Genomic DNA, 16,801 nt, shown 5'->3' on the forward strand with positions numbered 1-16,801 from the left:
CGTGGAATCCCTGGTTGAAAAAATGGAACGCGGCCCCTCGCCCTCAGGCTCGAAGAGGCCGCTCCGGATCGGTCGCCAAATGGTCCATCACCAACCGAACGATTTCCTCGGGGCGGCGGTTCCCCGTCTCGACCCACCACGCCGCTTTTTTGTAATGGGGCTCCCGCGCCGCGAGGAGCTCCTCGATCCGCTCTCGCGGTCGCGAAACCCGGAGGAGGGGACGCGACCCCGGTTCTCGGCTCACGCGCTCCCATACCTCCGCACCCGGAACCCGAAGCCAGACGGAAAGGGTCCCTTCTCCGACCGACTCCATTCGTCCCTCGTGGCACGGCCACCCGCCCCCCGAGGCGAGGACGACTGCCGTCTCCTCGAGGAATTCGCCGGCCACGCGCGCCTCGGTTTCCCGGAAGGCCGCCTCCCCTTCCTCGCGAAAGATCTCCGGGATCGTGCGCCCGGCCCTCTCCTCGAGGACGGAATCGAGATCCACGAAACTCCACCCGAGCTCCCGCGCGAGGAGAGCACCCACCGTGCTCTTCCCGCTCCCCATGAATCCCACGAGGAGGATGCGCCGAAAGGGAAGCTCGGCGGGGTGTCCCGGCAGGTGCGCATCCGGGGCCGGCGCCACCGTCAGCGTTCGCCCCAACCGCGCTCGGACAGGTACGCGAGGTATCCCTCGAAGTTCCGGCGTGTCTCCTGGATGGAGTCCCCCGCGAATTTTTCCATGAACGCGTCCGCAACGACGAGCGCGACCATCGCCTCGCCCACCACTGCGGCAGCGGGGACCGCGCAGACGTCGCTCCGCTCCGTGGCGGCCTCCTGGGCGCTCCCATCGCGGAGGTCCACCGAAGGGAGGCGCTGCTTCATGAGCGTCGAGATCGGCTTCATCGCGCCGCGAACCACGATCGGCTCGCCCGTAGTGACGCCCCCTTCGAGCCCCCCGGCTCCATTGGAGGAGCGCGCGAATCCCCCCGCGCGGTCGGCCGCGCTGCTCCGTACGATCGGGTCGTGAACGCGGGAGCCCGGACGCCGGGCCCCCTCGAAACCGAGCCCGATCTCGACTCCCTTGATCGCCTGGATGGACATCATCGCACCCGCGAGGCGGCCGTCCAGCTTTCGGTCCCAGCTGACGTGGCTTCCCAGCCCGACGGGAACCCCGGTCGCGACGACCTCGAAGACCCCACCGAGGGTGTCGCCTGCGTCCCTGGCCCGGTCGATCGCCTCCACCATCCGCGCGCTCGCCTCGGGATCGAGAGTGCGAACCGGTGAAATATCTGCCGCCCCATTCAGGTCGTCGGGAAGCGCCTCGGGAGGGCGCGCCTCGACGTCCCCGATGGAGCGAACGTGACTCCCGATCTCGATCCCGAACTCGGAAAGGAGGCGGCGCGCCACGGCGGCACAGGCCACGCGGGCCGCGGTCTCCCGGGCGCTGGCCCGCTCCAGGATGTCGCGAGTGTCCCGTCGGTTGTATTTCAGCACGCCGACCAGGTCGGCATGACCTGGGCGGGGGAGGTACATGGCGCGTAACGCTTTCGGGTTCTCGTCGGCGGGGGGAGGCAGGGGGCTCATCGCCGTGGTCCAGTTTTCCCAGTCCCGATTCCAGATGAGCATGGAGATCGGAGACCCGAGCGTCTCGCCGAGGCGGACCCCGGAGATGATCTCGGCCCGGTCCGACTCGATCTCCATCCGGCGCCCGCGGCCATGTCCGCCCTGGCGCCTCGCCAGATGAGGGTCCACGTCCCGCGCCATTTCCAGAGAAAGACCGGCGGGGATCCCTTCGAGGAAGGCCACGAGTCCCCTCCCGTGGGATTCCCCGGCGGTCCCAAAAGAAATGCTGCGAAGGAGCGTCATCGAGGTAAGCTCACGCCCGGTCTGGAACGTGTCCAGACCGGGCGTGGCGAATACCGGTCAGGAATGACGCGCTCTCCTCAGGAGGGTCCGGCCTGATGGCCGTCACCCCGGAAGCGCGCATCAGGGCCCACGGAGGATGTCCGCCTTGGTGACGTTGATGACGACCACGCCGCCCTGGCTCCCGACCCCGTAAAGCTTCACGGCGACGCATGCGTCGTCGGACCCTGCCAAAATGACAGCCCCAGAACCGTCTGTCCCGCAGGTCAGTCCCGCATTGTCGCCCGGGAACGGAAGGGTCGAGCGCACCGGTCCGACGATGGTGTCTCGGATATGCACATGGCCACTCCGGAAGTAGTTACGGGTGTCGTAGATCTCGACCCGGTTGTTCCCTACCGGAACGAATGCGTACGCCCGATTCGCCGGTGTTGCGAGCCCTTCTCCGGTGTGCGTCGGGTGCAACGCCACGCCGCCGCCTCCGGCGGAAATCGCCGGGCTCCCGATGAGGCGGAGATCCCTGTCGAAGAAGTATACGCCGAACAACCCGCGTCCAACGCCCATCGTCCCGTCCTGATTCATCGCCACGCCCAAGACCCGCTCGGCCGCGTTCCCGACGAGGTCCACTACGGTGATCGCGTCCGTGATGGACTCGTCCGCGGCCCGCCAGAGGAAGATCCGGCCCGTCGTCGCCGTGGCGCCTTCGCCGATCGCCACGACGCTTCCGTCACCCGACCTCGCGATAAAGGTGGTGTCGGTGAGCCCCACGGACTCGATGTCCCACCGGCCCTGGAATCCGACGGGCCAGAAGAGGGGGTCGGCAGGGACGGCGGTGGAGACGTCGCCGAGCAGTTCGGCGAAAGCGCCGCAGGTTCCGTCCGTGGGGCACACGCCCGTGTAGACTGCCGTGGTGAATTCAGTCGCCGGGGTTCCCGGCTGGTGCGTGCGCAAGAAGATGCCGCCGGGCTCGGTGAAGGCCCGATCCACATTCCCCAACGCCCGCCAGCCGTCCGAGGGCGTCGTCCGACCATGCCCCGTGAAGAGCAGAACCTCGGGCGTCGGTCCGACTCCGAAGTCCACGAGCCGAATCGTTCCGTCCGGCGCGGCTCCCGTGGGCCGTGTCGAATACACGAGCCGACCCGCAACGTCTTCGGCCACGAACTGGGGCCGGTCGGAGAAGTCGAAGGGAATCGCCGTGAAGTTCACCTGACCCTGGTTCACCGACTCCTGCACGTCCCAGAGGAGCGTATTCGGCGTGGAGATTCGATTCAGCTCCATGCGCCCGCCCACATCGACCCTCGAGATGTTCGTCCCCCCCGAATTCGCCACGAAGAGGAGGTTTTCGTCAATCAGTCCCGGGGCGAGCCCCCACGGGTCGGACCCAACGAGAATCGGACTCTCATACGTCCGCGTCGCGAGGTCGAAAACCTCGAGATGCCCGAGCGAGATATTCGAGAGAATGAGGAGGCCCTCGGGGGCATGGATCGCCGCGTCGGCGATGGATCCGCCGGCCGGGAGGCGAACCGTTTCGCCTGAGACCAGGGCCAGGACCACGTGCTGTCCAGTCTCTCCCGTCGCGACTGTGAAGTCGTCGCCGCCGTCCGTTACGGTGGCGCAACCGAGTCGCTGGAAGAGGGTGGACGACACCGCCGCCGCGCAGTTCCCCATCGCGTCCATGGACCACCCGAAGAAGTCGAGATCGAGTGTGTCCGGGCGATTGACCGGGTCATAGAACGGGTCACCGAGGGAGTCCACGAAGTCTTCGAGCGCGCGGAGCCTGAAGACCCGCGTGACGGTGCCGCCCACGCCACCGCCCGTCGAGATCGTATCGGCAAGCCAGAGCGTGTCCGCCTGGTTGTCTCGCCGGACCACCCGCACGGTGTATCCGGTCCGCTGGACCCCCGAGCCACCGGCGTTGTCGCGCGCGGTGACGCTCACCCGGATCGAGTCGGTCACCTCGATCCGATTCGGGTCGCCGACCGCTCCCTGGGGCTCGATGAGGATCCGCACTTCGGGGGCGATTCCGTCTACCCCGCCGCCCCCACTGATGACGTTCAGGGTCACGAGCGGCGCGGTTCCGAAGATACCGTTCGTGTTGCGCGCGGTGGCCCGAATCGTCAGCGGACCCGATGCGAGCGCGGGAATCGTGTAGTCGAAAGTCAGGTCTATGGCATTCGGATTCTGGCCGGCCAGCACGAAGTCTTCGAGGGTGGCCGTGTCCGCGCCGCTGATCTCGACACGTACCAGGTTCACCCCGGCCGGGTCCGTGGCCGTCACCCGGATCGGGAGCGCCTGGCCGGCCGAAATGGATTGCCCGTCCACGAGGTCGGGGAGTTGGACCGAGGGTCCACCCATCGTGATCAGGACCGAATCGCGGCCGACGACTCCGAACGCATCCTCCGCCACGACCCGGATATACACGGACTCCGAAACGGTACCGAGCGGCTGGAGGAAACGGGCAATGATCGTGTCCATGGGAAGCGGACTACTGAAGTCCACGACCTTGGGCGCGTAGCGGAGAACCTCCTGGTGTGTTCCCAGGTCACGATCTCCCCGGTGGGCAACCCCCGAAAAGATGACGCGGGCCACCCCGATGGGATGCTGGATCCGGGCCCGCACGAAGATGGAATCCGTGAGAGATGAGCCGGAGTCCACCGTGGGATTCAGGATCTGGATCGAGGGGGCGAGCTCCTCCGTTGCCGTCAGTGTCACCGTGATCGTATCGGCGGCGACGTTCCCACGGGCGTCGGTGGCCGTCACGATGAAGTGGACGGCCTCCTCCGTCGTATCTGGCACCGGGATCATCAGGCGGAGGATCTGCTGCGGGAGGATGCGCGGCGGATCGAGCTGGACCTCCCGCGGCTGGAACCGGACGATCTCCTCCTCCGCGAGGAGATCGGGGTCGCCGCGGAGAGAGATCCCCTGGAATCGCACCGAAACGACGCCGCTCTTCACGAAACCGTTGGGATCGGAGACCGTCGCCAGGAGCGAGATCGAATCCCCGATGTTGAAGATGGCGCCGGTCCCGGGGGCATTGATGACGACCACGGGGGGACTCTCGTCCGCCAGGATCTGGATCGAGACGGTGTCGGCGGAGACATTGTCTTGCCTGTCGGTCGCGGTGACGATCACCTGGACCATTTCCGCGCCGATGAGTGCGTTCGCTTTGAGGAAGCGGGTGAGCGTGGTGTCCGCTGAAGCCTGGACGAGGTTGATGTTCCAAGGATTGTAGCGGTCGATGACCTCGAAGGTCCCGAGATCCGGGTCGCCTCGGAAGGCGACGCCTTCGATCCTCACCAGCGACACCTTGTCGTTGTCGGTGACCCGCACGCGCACCAGAACCGAGTCGGCCTCGGCCACCTGGAGGCCCGGCGCCGGAAGCTGGATGTCCACGACCGGGTCCTCTTCGTCAATGAAGATGACCTCGATCGAGTCGGCTTCCATCCCCATCCCGAAATTCCCCTCGAGGTCCCACGCAAAGGGATTCAGCGCATAGTCGCCAAGGGGGAAATCAATGGGGACATCGAAGGTGAATTGGGCCACGTTCACGAGGCCGCCGATCAGGACGGAGTCCCGCGCCACCTGCTGCTGCGCCGGCGAGAGCATCTGATAGCCGATCGCCCGCAACCCGATGTTATCCTCCCCCTGCACTTCGATGTCGAAGCTCTTTCCCTGTCCGACGACCCCCTGTCCGACCGCGAGTGTCGTGGTCGGCGGCGTCGTATCAATGGCCCGGACCGTGTCCACGCTCGGAAGGCTTCGGTTTCCCTGGGCGTCGTACGCGATCGCGGTGACCACGACGAGGGTGTCCGTAATCGGTTTTGGAATCTCGAAGTCCGTCCCGGCCGAGAAGTCCGTTTCGTTGTTCTGCGACATCTGGACGCGCCGGAAAGCGAACTCGCCTCCGGTCGCGGTCAGGACGATCGAGTCCACCCGCACGAGTGCCACGGCTCGGGTTTCAACGGACAGGAGCCCGCCCGACATCACGGAGGGCGGGAGGAGGAAGTTGATGATCTGCGGACCGATGCCGACGCCCGGCCCGAAGAGGTTCTGGCCTTCGCACCCCCATGCGGCAAGCGCGACAAGAGCGCCCGTTACGGGGGCTCTCCAGCGTCTCCGCCGCCGAGCGGCGCGTGCCAAGGGGCCAATCATCGGAGTCGTCACGTCAGCGACTGATCTCGGGAGTGACCAGGATCAGGAGGTCCCGCTGGATCGTCTGTTCCCGGGACAGTCGGAAAAATCGCCCGATGAGGGGAAGGTCCTGAAGAAGGGGGATCCCTGCCCGCGACTGCGTCAGCTCGGTGACAGTGAGGCCGCCGATGACCACGGTTTCGCCGTCCGGGACCAGAACCTGCGTGTCCACGGACTGTGTGTTGAAGATGAAGCCGATGTCGGCGTTCGGAGAGATCTCTAGGCCCGACCTTTCCGCGCGGACATCCATCCAGATGAGATCTCCGGCCGTCACGTGCGGCGTCACCTCGAGGATGATCCCGGTCTCCTCGATCTGGACCGTGGCCTGCGGGAACTGCGCGCCCGCCTGTTGGCCGCCACCAGCCGCTCCCGCGTCCACGACGCGGATCGGGGTGCGTTCGCCAACCACGATTCGTCCGAGACGATTGTCGAGAACGCGCGTGGACTGCGCGGACTGGACGTCGCTCAGATTGACCGACTGCAGTGCTTCCACGAAGGAGATCAGGGTATGGCGCCCCATGATCAGCGAGGTGAGGAGTTGGAGCGCCGGCCCGGTGACCCGCTGGTTCGCGTTCCCGAGCGCCGCGATCGAATTCCCTCCGAGGGCGACGACGTTCGTCCCGACCCCGACTACCTCTCCATCCTCGGGATCAACGCTGATCTGACCATCTCCGTTTACGTCGATCCCTCCCGGCGTGAGTTGATTGAGCTGGTTCCCCTGCGAGTCCTTGAGATCGTAGGTGATGCCGAACTCCTGCAGGTCCGTCCGGTTCACGAAGAAAATCTTCGCCGAGATCATCACTTCGGGAGTCCGCAGATCGAGCCCGTTCACAAGCTGTTCGACGGAGGCCATGACCCGCGGGATGTCGGTCACCACCAGCTGATTGGTGGATGTGCTGACGGCGACGCTGCCACGCTCGCTCAGGAGAGTCTCGATCGAAGTCTGGAGCTCGGATGCAGTCGCGTAGTTGACGCGGAACGTGCGGGTCACAACCTGCTCGACCTCTTCGCGACTCTGAAGCGCGGAGAGTTGATCCACCAAAATGATCCCCGACGCCAGCTCTTCGGCCGCGAGCCCCTGGGACTCGAGGATCGCCTGGAGCGCGATGTCCCAGGGCTGGCCGCGAATATCCAGGTTGACGGTCCCCGTGACCCCCGCGCCCGGCACGATCGAACGATTCGAGAATTCCGCGAAGTCGAAGAGGACTTCGAGGATGGGAGTGTTCACGTAAGTGACCGAAATCGGGTCCACGAACTGCTGCGGCGCCAGGCCGCTCCAGCGCGGGCGGCTGGCCGTCGCCGCGGCCGCCGCGGGCGTGAGCAATGCAGAGGCGACACCGGTCGAGGCAGGGGACGAAACCGAGGTCGCGGAAGCCCAAGGCTCAAAGTCTCCCCAGGGGTTTTCGAGGGAGATACGGACGTAGCCGTCCCCCGACGAGAGCGAGTACCCGACCGGTCCCAGGACTTCGAGTACGATCCGGACGATGTCGTCCGAATACTGGCTTGCGCGAATCGTCTGCACGCCGCCCCGCCCGAGATTCTCGAAGCTCTCTCGGGGAAGGAGAAAGCGCGCGTTGATGAGGTCCACCACGATTCGATGGGGGCCCTCCATCATGAAGTCGCGCGTCTCCACGCCTCCGGCGACCGCGATGACCACCTCGGTCTTCTGGGCCGACGGAAGGATCTGTAATCCGGTCACGTCTCCGGCGGCGGTGCCGTCCGCTCTGACGCCAGTCGCCATCAGGAGTGCGACGGTCCAAGTTGCCCATACCGAAGTCATGACCACCCTCCGTTACCGTTCAAGGCGGTGTGCGCGTGCGCCCCATCGGGAGCGGCGTTCTCCACGGAGCCACCCGCCGGGGCTTGCTCGGGGGCAGGTCGGTCCTGGGCATCCTGCACGGCCGCGATGGCCGGATCGGGCGTGCTAAAGTTCCGCCTGAGCTCCAACATGCGCGTTTCCCTCAACCCGAACTCCACGACTTCCAGGAGAACCATTTGGTCGCGGATCTCCAGAAGCCTGATGTCGCCGAGGATGTCACCGACCCTGAGGCGATAGGTTCGCTCCGGGGCACCGCCCTGCTGAGTGCCTGGTTGCCGCGCTCCCACGAGGGCGATGGATGAAGCCGGATTCGAAGAGATGATCCGGCCCATGAGCACCAGATCCTCGAAGCGCGGACCCACCGAAGCCGCCCCGGTGAGAGGACGAAATGGATTCCTCCGGTCGTAACCCGGATAGCTGAAGACTTCACGGTCGTACACGAGCTCGATCGTATCCGCGGGGACGTCTAGCGGAGTTCCTCCCGGAGACGTTTGCTGCTGCGCGAAGATCGGGTCCCCGTTCAGGGTCCCGCCTGCCAGGAGCGCCGCGGTTGCCATGGCTTTCAGTCCCCCACTCATTCGTTGACCCTCCCGACGTCCGCGGGGACGGCAGCCACGCCGGCGGCGCCAGGGAGGACGTACGTGAGGACGCGGAAGCGCGCGGTGACGGGAGCCACCATCGTTTCTTGGGGAGGTGTACCGGTGTAAGGCTCCACGTCCAGCCCAATCGGCGTGATGATTCGTGAAAGGGAGGCGATGGAAGCCAGAAACCGGCCGACGGGATGGAAGTCCCCCACCACGGCGACCTCGTAGCTCTGCTCCGTATAGAACTCGCCCGCTTCGCTGGGACCTGGATTCAGCGCCCCCATCTCTACTCCCACGCGCCGCGCCTCGAGCACGATGCTGTTCAGGAGCGCGGGCACTTCGTCATTTTGGGGGATGAGTTCCTCGAGCCGCCGGACGTGCCGCTCGTAGATCACGAGATCGTCTTCGAGATCGGCGCTTCGGGCCTCCACCACACGCGCCTGCCGATTGCGGTTCTCGAGGCCGTCCAGCCGGGCCTGAAGCGAGTCTATCCCGTCGAGCTGGGGCGTGTACCAATACTCGTAGAATCCATAACCGACGGAGATCGCCGCGATGATGATGATCAGCGCGATCTGATGGTTCCTCTCCTTGGGGAGGAGTGACATCGCTCAGTCCCCCTGCACGCCGGGCGGAACCACCGATGGCCCGAAGAGGGGAATGAGCTCGATCACTTCCGGGGGAGGTTCGCGGCTGAACCCTTCGAGAGTAAACGAGTAGACGAACTGGCTGGTCCCGGGTCCGGTCGGAACGGAGACCTGCTCGGAGGAGATGAGCGACACGCGTTCGATGAAGGGCGACGCCTCGAGGTTCTCCATCAGCGTCGTGAGCCCGAAGTAGGTTCCCGACTGTCCTTCCAGTCGGAAGAGGACTTCCGCTCCCCCCCCGGTCACCTCCGTCATGCGGGTAAGCCAGGTGTAGTCCGGGAGCGCTCGCCCGACCTCGTCCATCAGGTGAGGCCAAAGATATCGCGCGTCGTCGATGTCCTGAATCACGGCAACCCGCCGCGCGATCGTGTCGCGGCGAGCTTGAAGCACTCCAGTCCGGCGAATGATCTCGGAAAATCGCGCGGAATCCGCCTGCTGGAGCTCAATCTGAACTTGGAGCTCTTCGGCGACGCCGATGACCCCCAGGAAGAGCCAGGCGGCGCCCCCGAGGACTCCGATCACGGCGATTCCCGCCGCCATGGACCAGCGGCCCATCCTGGGCGCCTTCCCCCCACCCCCGAACTTGGGAAGCGAGAAAGAAAACTTGGGCCCGCGAGAGGATTTCCTCCGGGCGCCGGGCCTGAGGTCTACCTCGATCACCCGATCCTCCGCATCTCGGTCATGGAGCGCGGAGCGCCAGACCCAGGGGGAGAAGGAGCATCGGACCCACCTCGTCGAGGACCAGGTTGGTCGGCGTCCCAGCGCGGACGGGGATCCTCTCGAATGGATTGACGAGGATCGTCTCGACGGCGAGGCGCCCCCCAATCGCTTCGGCGAGCCCGGAGATCCGCGCTCCGCCGCCCGAGAGGTAGATGCGGCCGAGCCCGGCTCCCGAGTCCCGCGTGGTCAAGAAGGCGGCAGCCCGTTCGACACCCACGGCAACTTCGTCGGCGCTGCCGCGGACAAAAGCCATGATGTCCTGTGGGCGCACCTTAGCCTGGAGGAGCTCGTCGGCCGCTTCGGCTGTGAGGCCCCGCTCTCTCTGCAGATCCTCACGCATTTTCCGGGAGCCGAAGGGAATGTCGCGCGTGAGGATCGGACTCCCGTCCTCGAGAATGTTCACGTTCGTCATCTCGTGTCCGACATTCACGAGCGCAACGATCCCCTGCATCCCCTCGGGATAATTTCGCTCGAACGCGTTATGAAGCGCGAAAGCGTCCACGTCGATGAGACGAGGCGACAGCCCCGCCTCGGCGAGGAGCGCGACCTTGTTTTCCACGAGCTCCCTTTTCGCCGCGACCAGCAGAACCTGCATCTGAAGGCCGTCCGAATCCGGATCCAGAATCTCGAAGTCGAGCTCCACGCTGTTGATGTCGAAGGGCACATGCTGCTCGGCTTCCCAACGGATCACCTCGCGTGCGTCCGACTCCTTCATCCGGTCCATCTCGATCTTCTTGATGATCACGTCGTGGCCGCCGACCGCGGTCACGACCTCCTTCTTCTTGAGGCCGGACTCGGCGACGAGCTCCCTTACGGTTTCGGATACCAGTCCAGGATCCATGATTTCCCCCTCCACGATGGCGTCGGGGAGGAGGGGTCTCATTGCGATCCGAACCACTTCCGGATAGTCCCCGGAGTGGTCCACCTCGACGAGCTTCACGAAACCGCTCCCTATGTCGAGGCCGATCGAGGTCTTTTTTTGTCCGAATAGGCCCATCGAAGTCTATGCCGCCTTAGAGTAAACAGATTTTTCCCTTAGGCGATAACAGGTTACCACCCGTCATCGAATGTTGTCAAGCAAGTAATTCCGCAAGCCCTCGGGGTTCCTGTACCTCCGTGAACTGTTTTTGCTCAGAACGATGCCCCCGTGATGTCGACCCACCCGCGTTCCGCGAGCGGGGCCAGCCGATTGAGTGCCGAGTTGTTCATGACCGCCCGCTGGACCGCGCATCGGGAATTGCGAACGATGGAGGACCCGACGAAGGACTGCTCCCCGCCCGCGAGCGTGTCCCCAAGAATGGCCAGGTTGGCGGACATGACACCGCCCGACACGCGCGGGGCGTCCTGCCCCGAGCCCTGGACGCCGAACTCCCCCTGCACGATGATGATTCCGTAGTAGTGGAACGAACCTCTGAGGTCCAAGTCGCCATCGACGAGCAGGATTCCTTGCCCCCGCCCGTTGGACTGGAGATTTGCGTTCCCGTTGATGTAGACGATCGGGAAGTAGCTCCCACAGGCTCCGGACGGGTCGTTGGGATCCCCCCAGTTCATGGGGTCCGCGTAGTTGCATGCCCCTGAACCCGTGAGAGACGGGGTCATCCCGTTGTGGCTTCCGCCCGGAAGGGTGATGGTCGCCATCGCCGCGAGGTCTTCCCAAGTCGTGTCGCCGAACTGCTGGAAGCTCTCCGCGTTCAGATTCGGATCCTCGACGTGTGCCTCCGGGGACCCGCTCACTACCGCGTTTCCCTGGGTCGTCACGGTCCGCGGGGGTGTGGCGACGTCGGTGACCACCGCGGGGAGATCCTCCAGGGGACTCGGGCACAGATCCGCGCCCCAGCCCGCGGGATTTTGATCCTCTCCGCGGATCTGCGCGGATCCGCGAACGGTCACGTCGCCCCGCGTCACGAGCGCCGCCGGGGGCGCGAGATCCACCGAGAGGACTCGCGCGAGAATGCCGAGCGTACGGCTGGCCTCAGCGCCCATGGGAGCCGGAACGGTGCCCGTCGTAATCACGAAGAAGAGCCGATCGTCCACCTTTCGGACCTCCGCCTCCCAAGCACCCTGCGGAGAGGATCCATTGATCGTCTCGGTATTTCCCCAAACGGTAAGCGTGCTCGCTCCAGGGTTGTACGTACCGAGAACGGTGTTCATGCCGTTCTCCGCGACGTAGAAGGCCTGAGAGCCGCGTTCCGTCGCCTGCCCGATGCGTGATTCCTGGGTCGCGAGAACGATCCCCCCGGTCACCAACACACCAACCACGACGAGGGCGAACACGGCCGCGGGCAGTGCGAAGCCCCGCGATGTAGCGCATGGCCGCGCGACACCTGCCACTCCCCTGGACACAAATTCACACCTCAGTGACTCGCTCATCTTGAAGACCTCTTCTCTTGTAAGTTCTTTCACTGTTGTCGTTTTCGTCAGTTTCTGAGCTGCACGGAGGTGGTCAGGCTGTCCCCGATCGCCCCGCCGCTCTCCGTCGTGGCGAGCGAGGCTGTCCTGAGTTCGAGAGTGACGATTCGAACCTGCGCCGGGGTCGCGGCTGGATCTCCGTCCTCATCGAAGTAGTCGAAGCGGAGTCCGTCTTCATCGCGGAGCGGCCCCACCAGCCGTGCGACCGAGCCCCCTGCGACCCGTACGAGGTACAGTTCCCCCGAGAATTCCTCCACCGTGTACTCGATTTCTTCCCAGGATCTCAGCGGCGCCCCCTGACGGATCCAAGTCCAGTCCGTGGCGTCGAAGCCAGTCACGGTGAGGTTCTGGGCCGGATGGTTGTCGGCCCCGCACGTCTGTTCATCCTCGGCATCCTGAATCGTCGTCTCGAGCCAGGCGTCGTCCGCCGCCGTTTCGGGATCGAGATCGGCGAAGACGTAGAGCGATTCGCCCTCCAGGAAGGGACGGGTCATGACCGCCGCTCTCAGGACTGGCGTGGTCACGGATCCGACCACACAGACGAGGCCGTGGGCGCGGAGGGCGCGAAAGGACACCCGGTCTTCCTCGATGACGAGAAGATCTCCACCGGCCGCACTCACTTCCCTCAGCTCCTGCGTGAGCAGGTCGATTCCGGCACGCACCGTCTGGTGTCCCGCGACCTGTTCACTCTGGACGACCGACACCCGCTGGTTCGTCACCAGGACCCGATAAACGGCGCCCATGAGCACGCTTGCGATGAGGGCCGAAACGATGAGTTCCACGATCGTGAACCCAGCCGTCCCGCCCGGTCTTGCCGAGCGACCAGCATTACGGCTGGCTCTGCGAGCCCACAGGCGAGCTAACCCAGCCGTCCCACCCGGTATCGAAGAGCGACCAGAAATGCGGGTGGCTCCGCGAGACGACAGGCGAGCTAATCCAGGCGTCTCATCCGTTCGGAGGGCGGGCACCGCTTCCCGGAACTGACCGCTCGTTACGCTCATGGCCGATTGATCCGGTACTCGAGTGTGTCCGCCACTGAACTTTCGATTGCCGCCCGGGGTCCAATGCTTCCGGGAGCCCGACCCGGCCCGACGATCACGAACTCCACGCGCTTCCAGTTCGGCGACGACTCGACAACCGACCAGGAGACGTCGAACTCACCTTGGCTCGCCGATCCCGATCCCACGACGGCGAAGGGGGAGCCCCGCACGACTTCCACGCTCGCCTGGAGGGCCACGGCTCGGTTCGTGTCGAGCTTCGTGAGACCCGTGGACCGGACCATCCAGCCCGTGCCCGCCGCAAGACCCAACACGCCGACGGTCAGCACGACCATCGCGACGACGATCTCGATCAGCGTAAGTCCGGCCCGATTCATGGAGTGACCGCCTGTCCGAGAGGAAAAAGCACTACCGCCACCGACGCGGTCCCTCGCACGAACGCCACCTCGACTTCGTCGTTGAACGAGTTCAACGCAGGGCTCGCCACGCCCTTCGGAGTCATGCAGAGCGAGAGCGCATCTCCGCTGACCTCCAGTTCGACCGCGAAACTATCGGCGAAGTCCCGCGACTCGAGAACCGCCCCGAGCCCGTCACAGCCGACCTGAACGGAAACGACCCCACTCCCCGCGTCCGCCACGAGGCTCACCAGCCCCCCTCGCTCCACCGCGAGGGCACGAGCGTGTGCATGACTCGAGAGAAAGGCGGCTCGAGCCGAGCGCACCGTGAGGCGACCGTGCACGTCGCCGAAGCCTGACACCGCAATGGCACTCAGGACGCCGGCGACCACCAGGGCCACCATCATTTCCATCAATGTGAATCCGCTCGTATCCCTCATCGCCGCCCGCCCATCGAGTGCGTCCCGCCCCTCCGCCCCGGCGCGCAGGCCCCGTTGCGGGGAATCGCTTCATCCCCCGGGACTAGCCGCGCCCTCTCATCGTGCCAGTTCCATGCCACCCTGGCGGACTCCAAAGTCTCTGAAAAATCGGCCCCCCTGGCCGAGATTTCAGGGGCCGCCGGTTCCGGCTTCGACACAAAGTTCCGGTCTTCGCGGGCCAACCGCCTAACCATGCTCGTTAGAAGCGGCCCAGCCGTTCGCCTCCGGACACTGCGTGAGTTCCCGAGAGCCGAGGGTGGGAGAGCGCGATGGCCGCGAGCCCTCGGCAGCCTGTCACGCGGCCGTGATCGGTGACGCGAACCGACCCTCCGGCAAGGAGAACGCCTTCGACGAGGGCTTCCCCGCCCACCTCGATAGTCCCGGCCGCCATGACGATTCCCCGCACGTGCGCCGTGCCTCGAATCGTGAGATCTCCTTCCGACAGGATCATTCCGCGGCCTTCCCCCGCGACGACGGCTACTCCGGGGAGGACGCGCACGATTTCGACGGACTCTCCCTCCGGGAGAGTGCCCGCGGTTGCGAGCGTCACGGTGGCGACGTCGAGGAGCCGATCCAAACCGAGGGGTCCCAGTCGAGGTCCCTCAAACAAGGGAGGATCGGCTCCCGGAAAGGGGGGCGGCCGAGGCCGAATCAGCGCGCGTGTTTCGGACCCCCCCGGGCACTCCGGTCCCATCGCCTCGATCGTGCCGGACGGCGCGGCGGATCCGAACTCCAGGGCTCCCGGGAGGGTCGCCGCGATGGAATCCGGATTCAGACGCCAGAGGAGGGCGTGGTGCCTGGGGCCGCCCACCCGACTCCCCGCTCGGCCCAGGATGTAATCGGTGGCGAGGGGCTCGATCGTCGGAGTGGCCGCTGGGCTCGAACCCCCAGGGGAGAATCCTCCGTCCCCCGGAAGCCGCGCGAGTGCCGCCTCACTCAGAACGCGATCTCCCAGGTATCGGAGGGCGGCGCTCTCCACGACCCGCTCCGCGCGAGCCAGGACGAGAATGGAGGTCGCTGCCCCGCCGAGGGCCAGCGTCAGGAAGAGGACGACCGGGAGAATCATCCCGCACGGGGAGGAGAGGCGGCCTCGGAGGGTCATGGCCCGCCGGACGCACCGGGGTGAATCGCCGCCCCCTCTAGACTCCAGCTGTAGAACTCACCTGCGCCGCCGTTCGGAGGGACGAGTTCGAGCGTGACGTCGAGCCCCCTCGCGGTTGCGCTGAATGCGCTCCCCGCGCCGAGCCGCTCAGGGGTGAGGGGCTGGCGACCCCCGCCGCCGCGGCGATACCGCAGCGCCCCATCCGCAAGGTGGTATTCACCGCGCTCGTAGAGACGCGCCAGGATCGGCGGAGGAGCCGAACCCTGCGTCCAGCCCCAGCGCTGCGCGACCTCCCCCTCGCGGGCAACGCACTCCCCCCCACCCTGCACCGACTCGAGCGCGAAGGCTCGCCACCCCCCGTCCCCGCCGAGAACCAGGACGGAATCGCGCCCCGGTTCCGGCTCCCTTCGTCCCCTGAAGGCTACCGGCCACGGACCTGGTACGGTCTCGACGGTACAGACACGCGCGAGGCCACGATAGGCCCGGAGACCTACCCAGTCGCCTCCGTCGTGGACCTGCCAGTCCCGACCGGGCATCCCCGATCGTAGCTCCTCGTCCAGGACGGTCCAAACCGTGTGGACGACGTCGAGCGCTTCGGCCCGAGCCCAGAGCACCGCGATCCAGCGTAGCGAACCAACGAGTGCACCGGCAAAGGCCGCGATGACGAGGAGGCCGAGGGCAAGAGAGACGATCGCTTCCGCCAGGAGAGCACCGGAACGGCTTCGGAGGACCGTCACGGCCGGCTCGGAAGTGACCAGCTACGCGGATGGTGGTAACCGGACCCCGCCCCGACTTCCCCCTCGCGTCCCCCTCCGGAAGGCGGATGGTATTCCACCCGAATGGCCCCGCTGTCCGCGGAGGGGATGAGGATGCCCGGTCCGGCGATTTGCTCCCCGGGTGCGAATCCCGACGACACGCCATCATGGAGCTCAGAGAGGAGGAGAGTGGCGCGCGCTCCGAGATCGGCGGCGTCGAGCTCCCGCGCGGCCAGCTCCAGGGTGCGGGCCGAAAGAGCCGCACCGATCCCCAAGATCGTGAGGCCAACGACGAGCTCGACGAGGGAGGCCCCCGCCCTGGATTCGAGAGACGTCCATCCCCTCATCGCCGGACGCGCCCGTATCCGGAGACCGTGAGCGATAGGATCGCCTTCCTCTTCCGCAGCCGAATGGAGGCGGCCGCGAAGTGCGCGGTCCCGAGTGGACCGAAGTGGAGGTCCAGATCGGCTCGGGCGCCGAGGAGGTCCAACTCGACGCCGCGACCTCTGAGGAGGAGGCGCACCGGCGGTCGCCCGTCGGGGAGGACAAGGAGGGGATCCCCCCCATCGGCGAGAAGGAGGCGAGCCTCGCCATGCGCGCGCGCCTCCCCGCGCGCACGGCGGAAGAAAGAGATCAACTCCTCTCGCGCCCCCCTGAGGAGGAGGGCGTCGGCCTGGTGGATCGCCGGGCCAATCGCGAGACTGGCGGCAACCCCGGCGAGGAGGAGGACGAGGACGAGTTCGGGGAGAGTGAAGCCACGGGTCGAAGTCATGCCGAAAACTTCGGCGACCCGTATGGGCGTGGGGATGGCTGTTCGAGCCCGCGCATTACGCGGAAGTCGGCGACTCCACGCTCAACCGCAC

At 66.0% G+C, this 16,801-nt stretch carries 16 protein-coding genes; all 16 read right to left on the minus strand.

Going from position 1 to position 16,801, the window contains the following annotated elements; translation table 11 throughout:
* Positions 1-43: 43 nt before the first annotated feature.
* A complete protein-coding gene (locus tag WEG36_10765; GenBank protein MEX1258086.1) occupies positions 44-643 on the minus strand; it encodes a shikimate kinase in 600 nt (199 codons plus the stop codon).
* Positions 628-1,848, minus strand: a complete 1,221-nt coding sequence (gene aroC / locus WEG36_10770) for a chorismate synthase (GenBank protein MEX1258087.1) — start codon at positions 1,846-1,848, stop codon at positions 628-630. Before aroC ends, WEG36_10765 begins: the two co-directional genes overlap by 16 nt.
* Positions 1,849-1,968: 120 nt before the next feature.
* Complete coding sequence (locus WEG36_10775) at positions 1,969-5,982, minus strand: hypothetical protein (GenBank protein MEX1258088.1); 4,014 nt, start codon at positions 5,980-5,982, stop codon at positions 1,969-1,971.
* 25 nt (positions 5,983-6,007) lie between these two features.
* On the minus strand, positions 6,008-7,813 hold the full coding sequence (locus tag WEG36_10780; protein MEX1258089.1) for an AMIN domain-containing protein: 1,806 nt from the start codon (positions 7,811-7,813) through the stop codon (positions 6,008-6,010).
* Entirely contained in the window at positions 7,810-8,430 is a 621-nt protein-coding gene (locus WEG36_10785; protein ID MEX1258090.1) for a hypothetical protein, read from the minus strand. The genes WEG36_10780 and WEG36_10785 overlap by 4 nt, the downstream gene beginning before the upstream one ends.
* Entirely contained in the window at positions 8,427-9,041 is a 615-nt protein-coding gene (pilO, locus tag WEG36_10790) for a type 4a pilus biogenesis protein PilO (protein ID MEX1258091.1), read from the minus strand. Before pilO ends, WEG36_10785 begins: the two co-directional genes overlap by 4 nt.
* A gap of 3 nt (positions 9,042-9,044) precedes the next feature.
* Positions 9,045-9,635 carry a PilN domain-containing protein gene (locus tag WEG36_10795; GenBank protein ID MEX1258092.1) on the minus strand — a complete coding sequence of 197 codons (591 nt, stop codon included), beginning with the start codon at positions 9,633-9,635 and terminating at the stop codon, positions 9,045-9,047.
* A gap of 124 nt (positions 9,636-9,759) precedes the next feature.
* Positions 9,760-10,797 (minus strand): type IV pilus assembly protein PilM, encoded by a 1,038-nt coding sequence (gene pilM, locus WEG36_10800; protein MEX1258093.1) that lies wholly within the window; start codon positions 10,795-10,797, stop codon positions 9,760-9,762.
* A gap of 134 nt (positions 10,798-10,931) precedes the next feature.
* The gene (locus WEG36_10805; GenBank protein ID MEX1258094.1) at positions 10,932-12,170 is read right to left on the minus strand and encodes a hypothetical protein; all 1,239 of its coding nucleotides are present in this window, start codon (positions 12,168-12,170) and stop codon (positions 10,932-10,934) included.
* 47 nt (positions 12,171-12,217) lie between these two features.
* On the minus strand, positions 12,218-12,991 hold the full coding sequence (locus tag WEG36_10810; protein ID MEX1258095.1) for a hypothetical protein: 774 nt from the start codon (positions 12,989-12,991) through the stop codon (positions 12,218-12,220).
* Between the two features lie 215 nt (positions 12,992-13,206).
* On the minus strand, positions 13,207-13,584 hold the full coding sequence (locus tag WEG36_10815) for a prepilin-type N-terminal cleavage/methylation domain-containing protein (GenBank protein ID MEX1258096.1): 378 nt from the start codon (positions 13,582-13,584) through the stop codon (positions 13,207-13,209).
* Positions 13,581-14,042, minus strand: a complete 462-nt coding sequence (locus WEG36_10820; protein MEX1258097.1) for a prepilin-type N-terminal cleavage/methylation domain-containing protein — start codon at positions 14,040-14,042, stop codon at positions 13,581-13,583. Before WEG36_10820 ends, WEG36_10815 begins: the two co-directional genes overlap by 4 nt.
* Positions 14,043-14,280: 238 nt before the next feature.
* The gene (locus WEG36_10825; GenBank protein MEX1258098.1) at positions 14,281-15,183 is read right to left on the minus strand and encodes a polymer-forming cytoskeletal protein; all 903 of its coding nucleotides are present in this window, start codon (positions 15,181-15,183) and stop codon (positions 14,281-14,283) included.
* A complete protein-coding gene (locus tag WEG36_10830) occupies positions 15,180-15,920 on the minus strand; it encodes a hypothetical protein (protein MEX1258099.1) in 741 nt (246 codons plus the stop codon). The genes WEG36_10825 and WEG36_10830 overlap by 4 nt, the downstream gene beginning before the upstream one ends.
* The gene (locus WEG36_10835) at positions 15,917-16,285 is read right to left on the minus strand and encodes a hypothetical protein (protein MEX1258100.1); all 369 of its coding nucleotides are present in this window, start codon (positions 16,283-16,285) and stop codon (positions 15,917-15,919) included. The genes WEG36_10830 and WEG36_10835 overlap by 4 nt, the downstream gene beginning before the upstream one ends.
* Positions 16,282-16,710, minus strand: coding sequence for a prepilin-type N-terminal cleavage/methylation domain-containing protein (locus tag WEG36_10840; protein MEX1258101.1), 429 nt, complete (start codon positions 16,708-16,710; stop codon positions 16,282-16,284). Before WEG36_10840 ends, WEG36_10835 begins: the two co-directional genes overlap by 4 nt.
* Positions 16,711-16,801 lie beyond the last annotated feature (91 nt).

Source organism: Gemmatimonadota bacterium (assembly GCA_040882465.1).
GTDB lineage: Bacteria > Gemmatimonadota > Gemmatimonadetes > Longimicrobiales > Gaopeijiaceae > JBBEBG01.

What these genes read in the sequence shown, in the direction of transcription:
- WEG36_10840 (MEX1258101.1), bottom strand. Translation starts at nt 16,710, where the DNA reads ATGACTTCGACCCGTGGCTTCACTCTCCCCGAACTCGTCCTCGTCCTC.
- WEG36_10820 (MEX1258097.1), bottom strand. Translation starts at nt 14,042, where the DNA reads ATGAGGGATACGAGCGGATTCACATTGATGGAAATGATGGTGGCCCTG.
- WEG36_10785 (MEX1258090.1), bottom strand. Translation starts at nt 8,430, where the DNA reads ATGAGTGGGGGACTGAAAGCCATGGCAACCGCGGCGCTCCTGGCAGGC.
- WEG36_10835 (MEX1258100.1), bottom strand. Translation starts at nt 16,285, where the DNA reads ATGAGGGGATGGACGTCTCTCGAATCCAGGGCGGGGGCCTCCCTCGTC.
- pilO (MEX1258091.1), bottom strand. Translation starts at nt 9,041, where the DNA reads ATGTCACTCCTCCCCAAGGAGAGGAACCATCAGATCGCGCTGATCATC.
- WEG36_10780 (MEX1258089.1), bottom strand. Translation starts at nt 7,813, where the DNA reads ATGACTTCGGTATGGGCAACTTGGACCGTCGCACTCCTGATGGCGACT.
- WEG36_10815 (MEX1258096.1), bottom strand. Translation starts at nt 13,584, where the DNA reads ATGAATCGGGCCGGACTTACGCTGATCGAGATCGTCGTCGCGATGGTC.
- aroC (MEX1258087.1), bottom strand. Translation starts at nt 1,848, where the DNA reads ATGACGCTCCTTCGCAGCATTTCTTTTGGGACCGCCGGGGAATCCCAC.
- WEG36_10805 (MEX1258094.1), bottom strand. Translation starts at nt 12,170, where the DNA reads ATGAGCGAGTCACTGAGGTGTGAATTTGTGTCCAGGGGAGTGGCAGGT.
- WEG36_10795 (MEX1258092.1), bottom strand. Translation starts at nt 9,635, where the DNA reads ATGGGCCGCTGGTCCATGGCGGCGGGAATCGCCGTGATCGGAGTCCTC.
- WEG36_10825 (MEX1258098.1), bottom strand. Translation starts at nt 15,183, where the DNA reads ATGACCCTCCGAGGCCGCCTCTCCTCCCCGTGCGGGATGATTCTCCCG.
- pilM (MEX1258093.1), bottom strand. Translation starts at nt 10,797, where the DNA reads ATGGGCCTATTCGGACAAAAAAAGACCTCGATCGGCCTCGACATAGGG.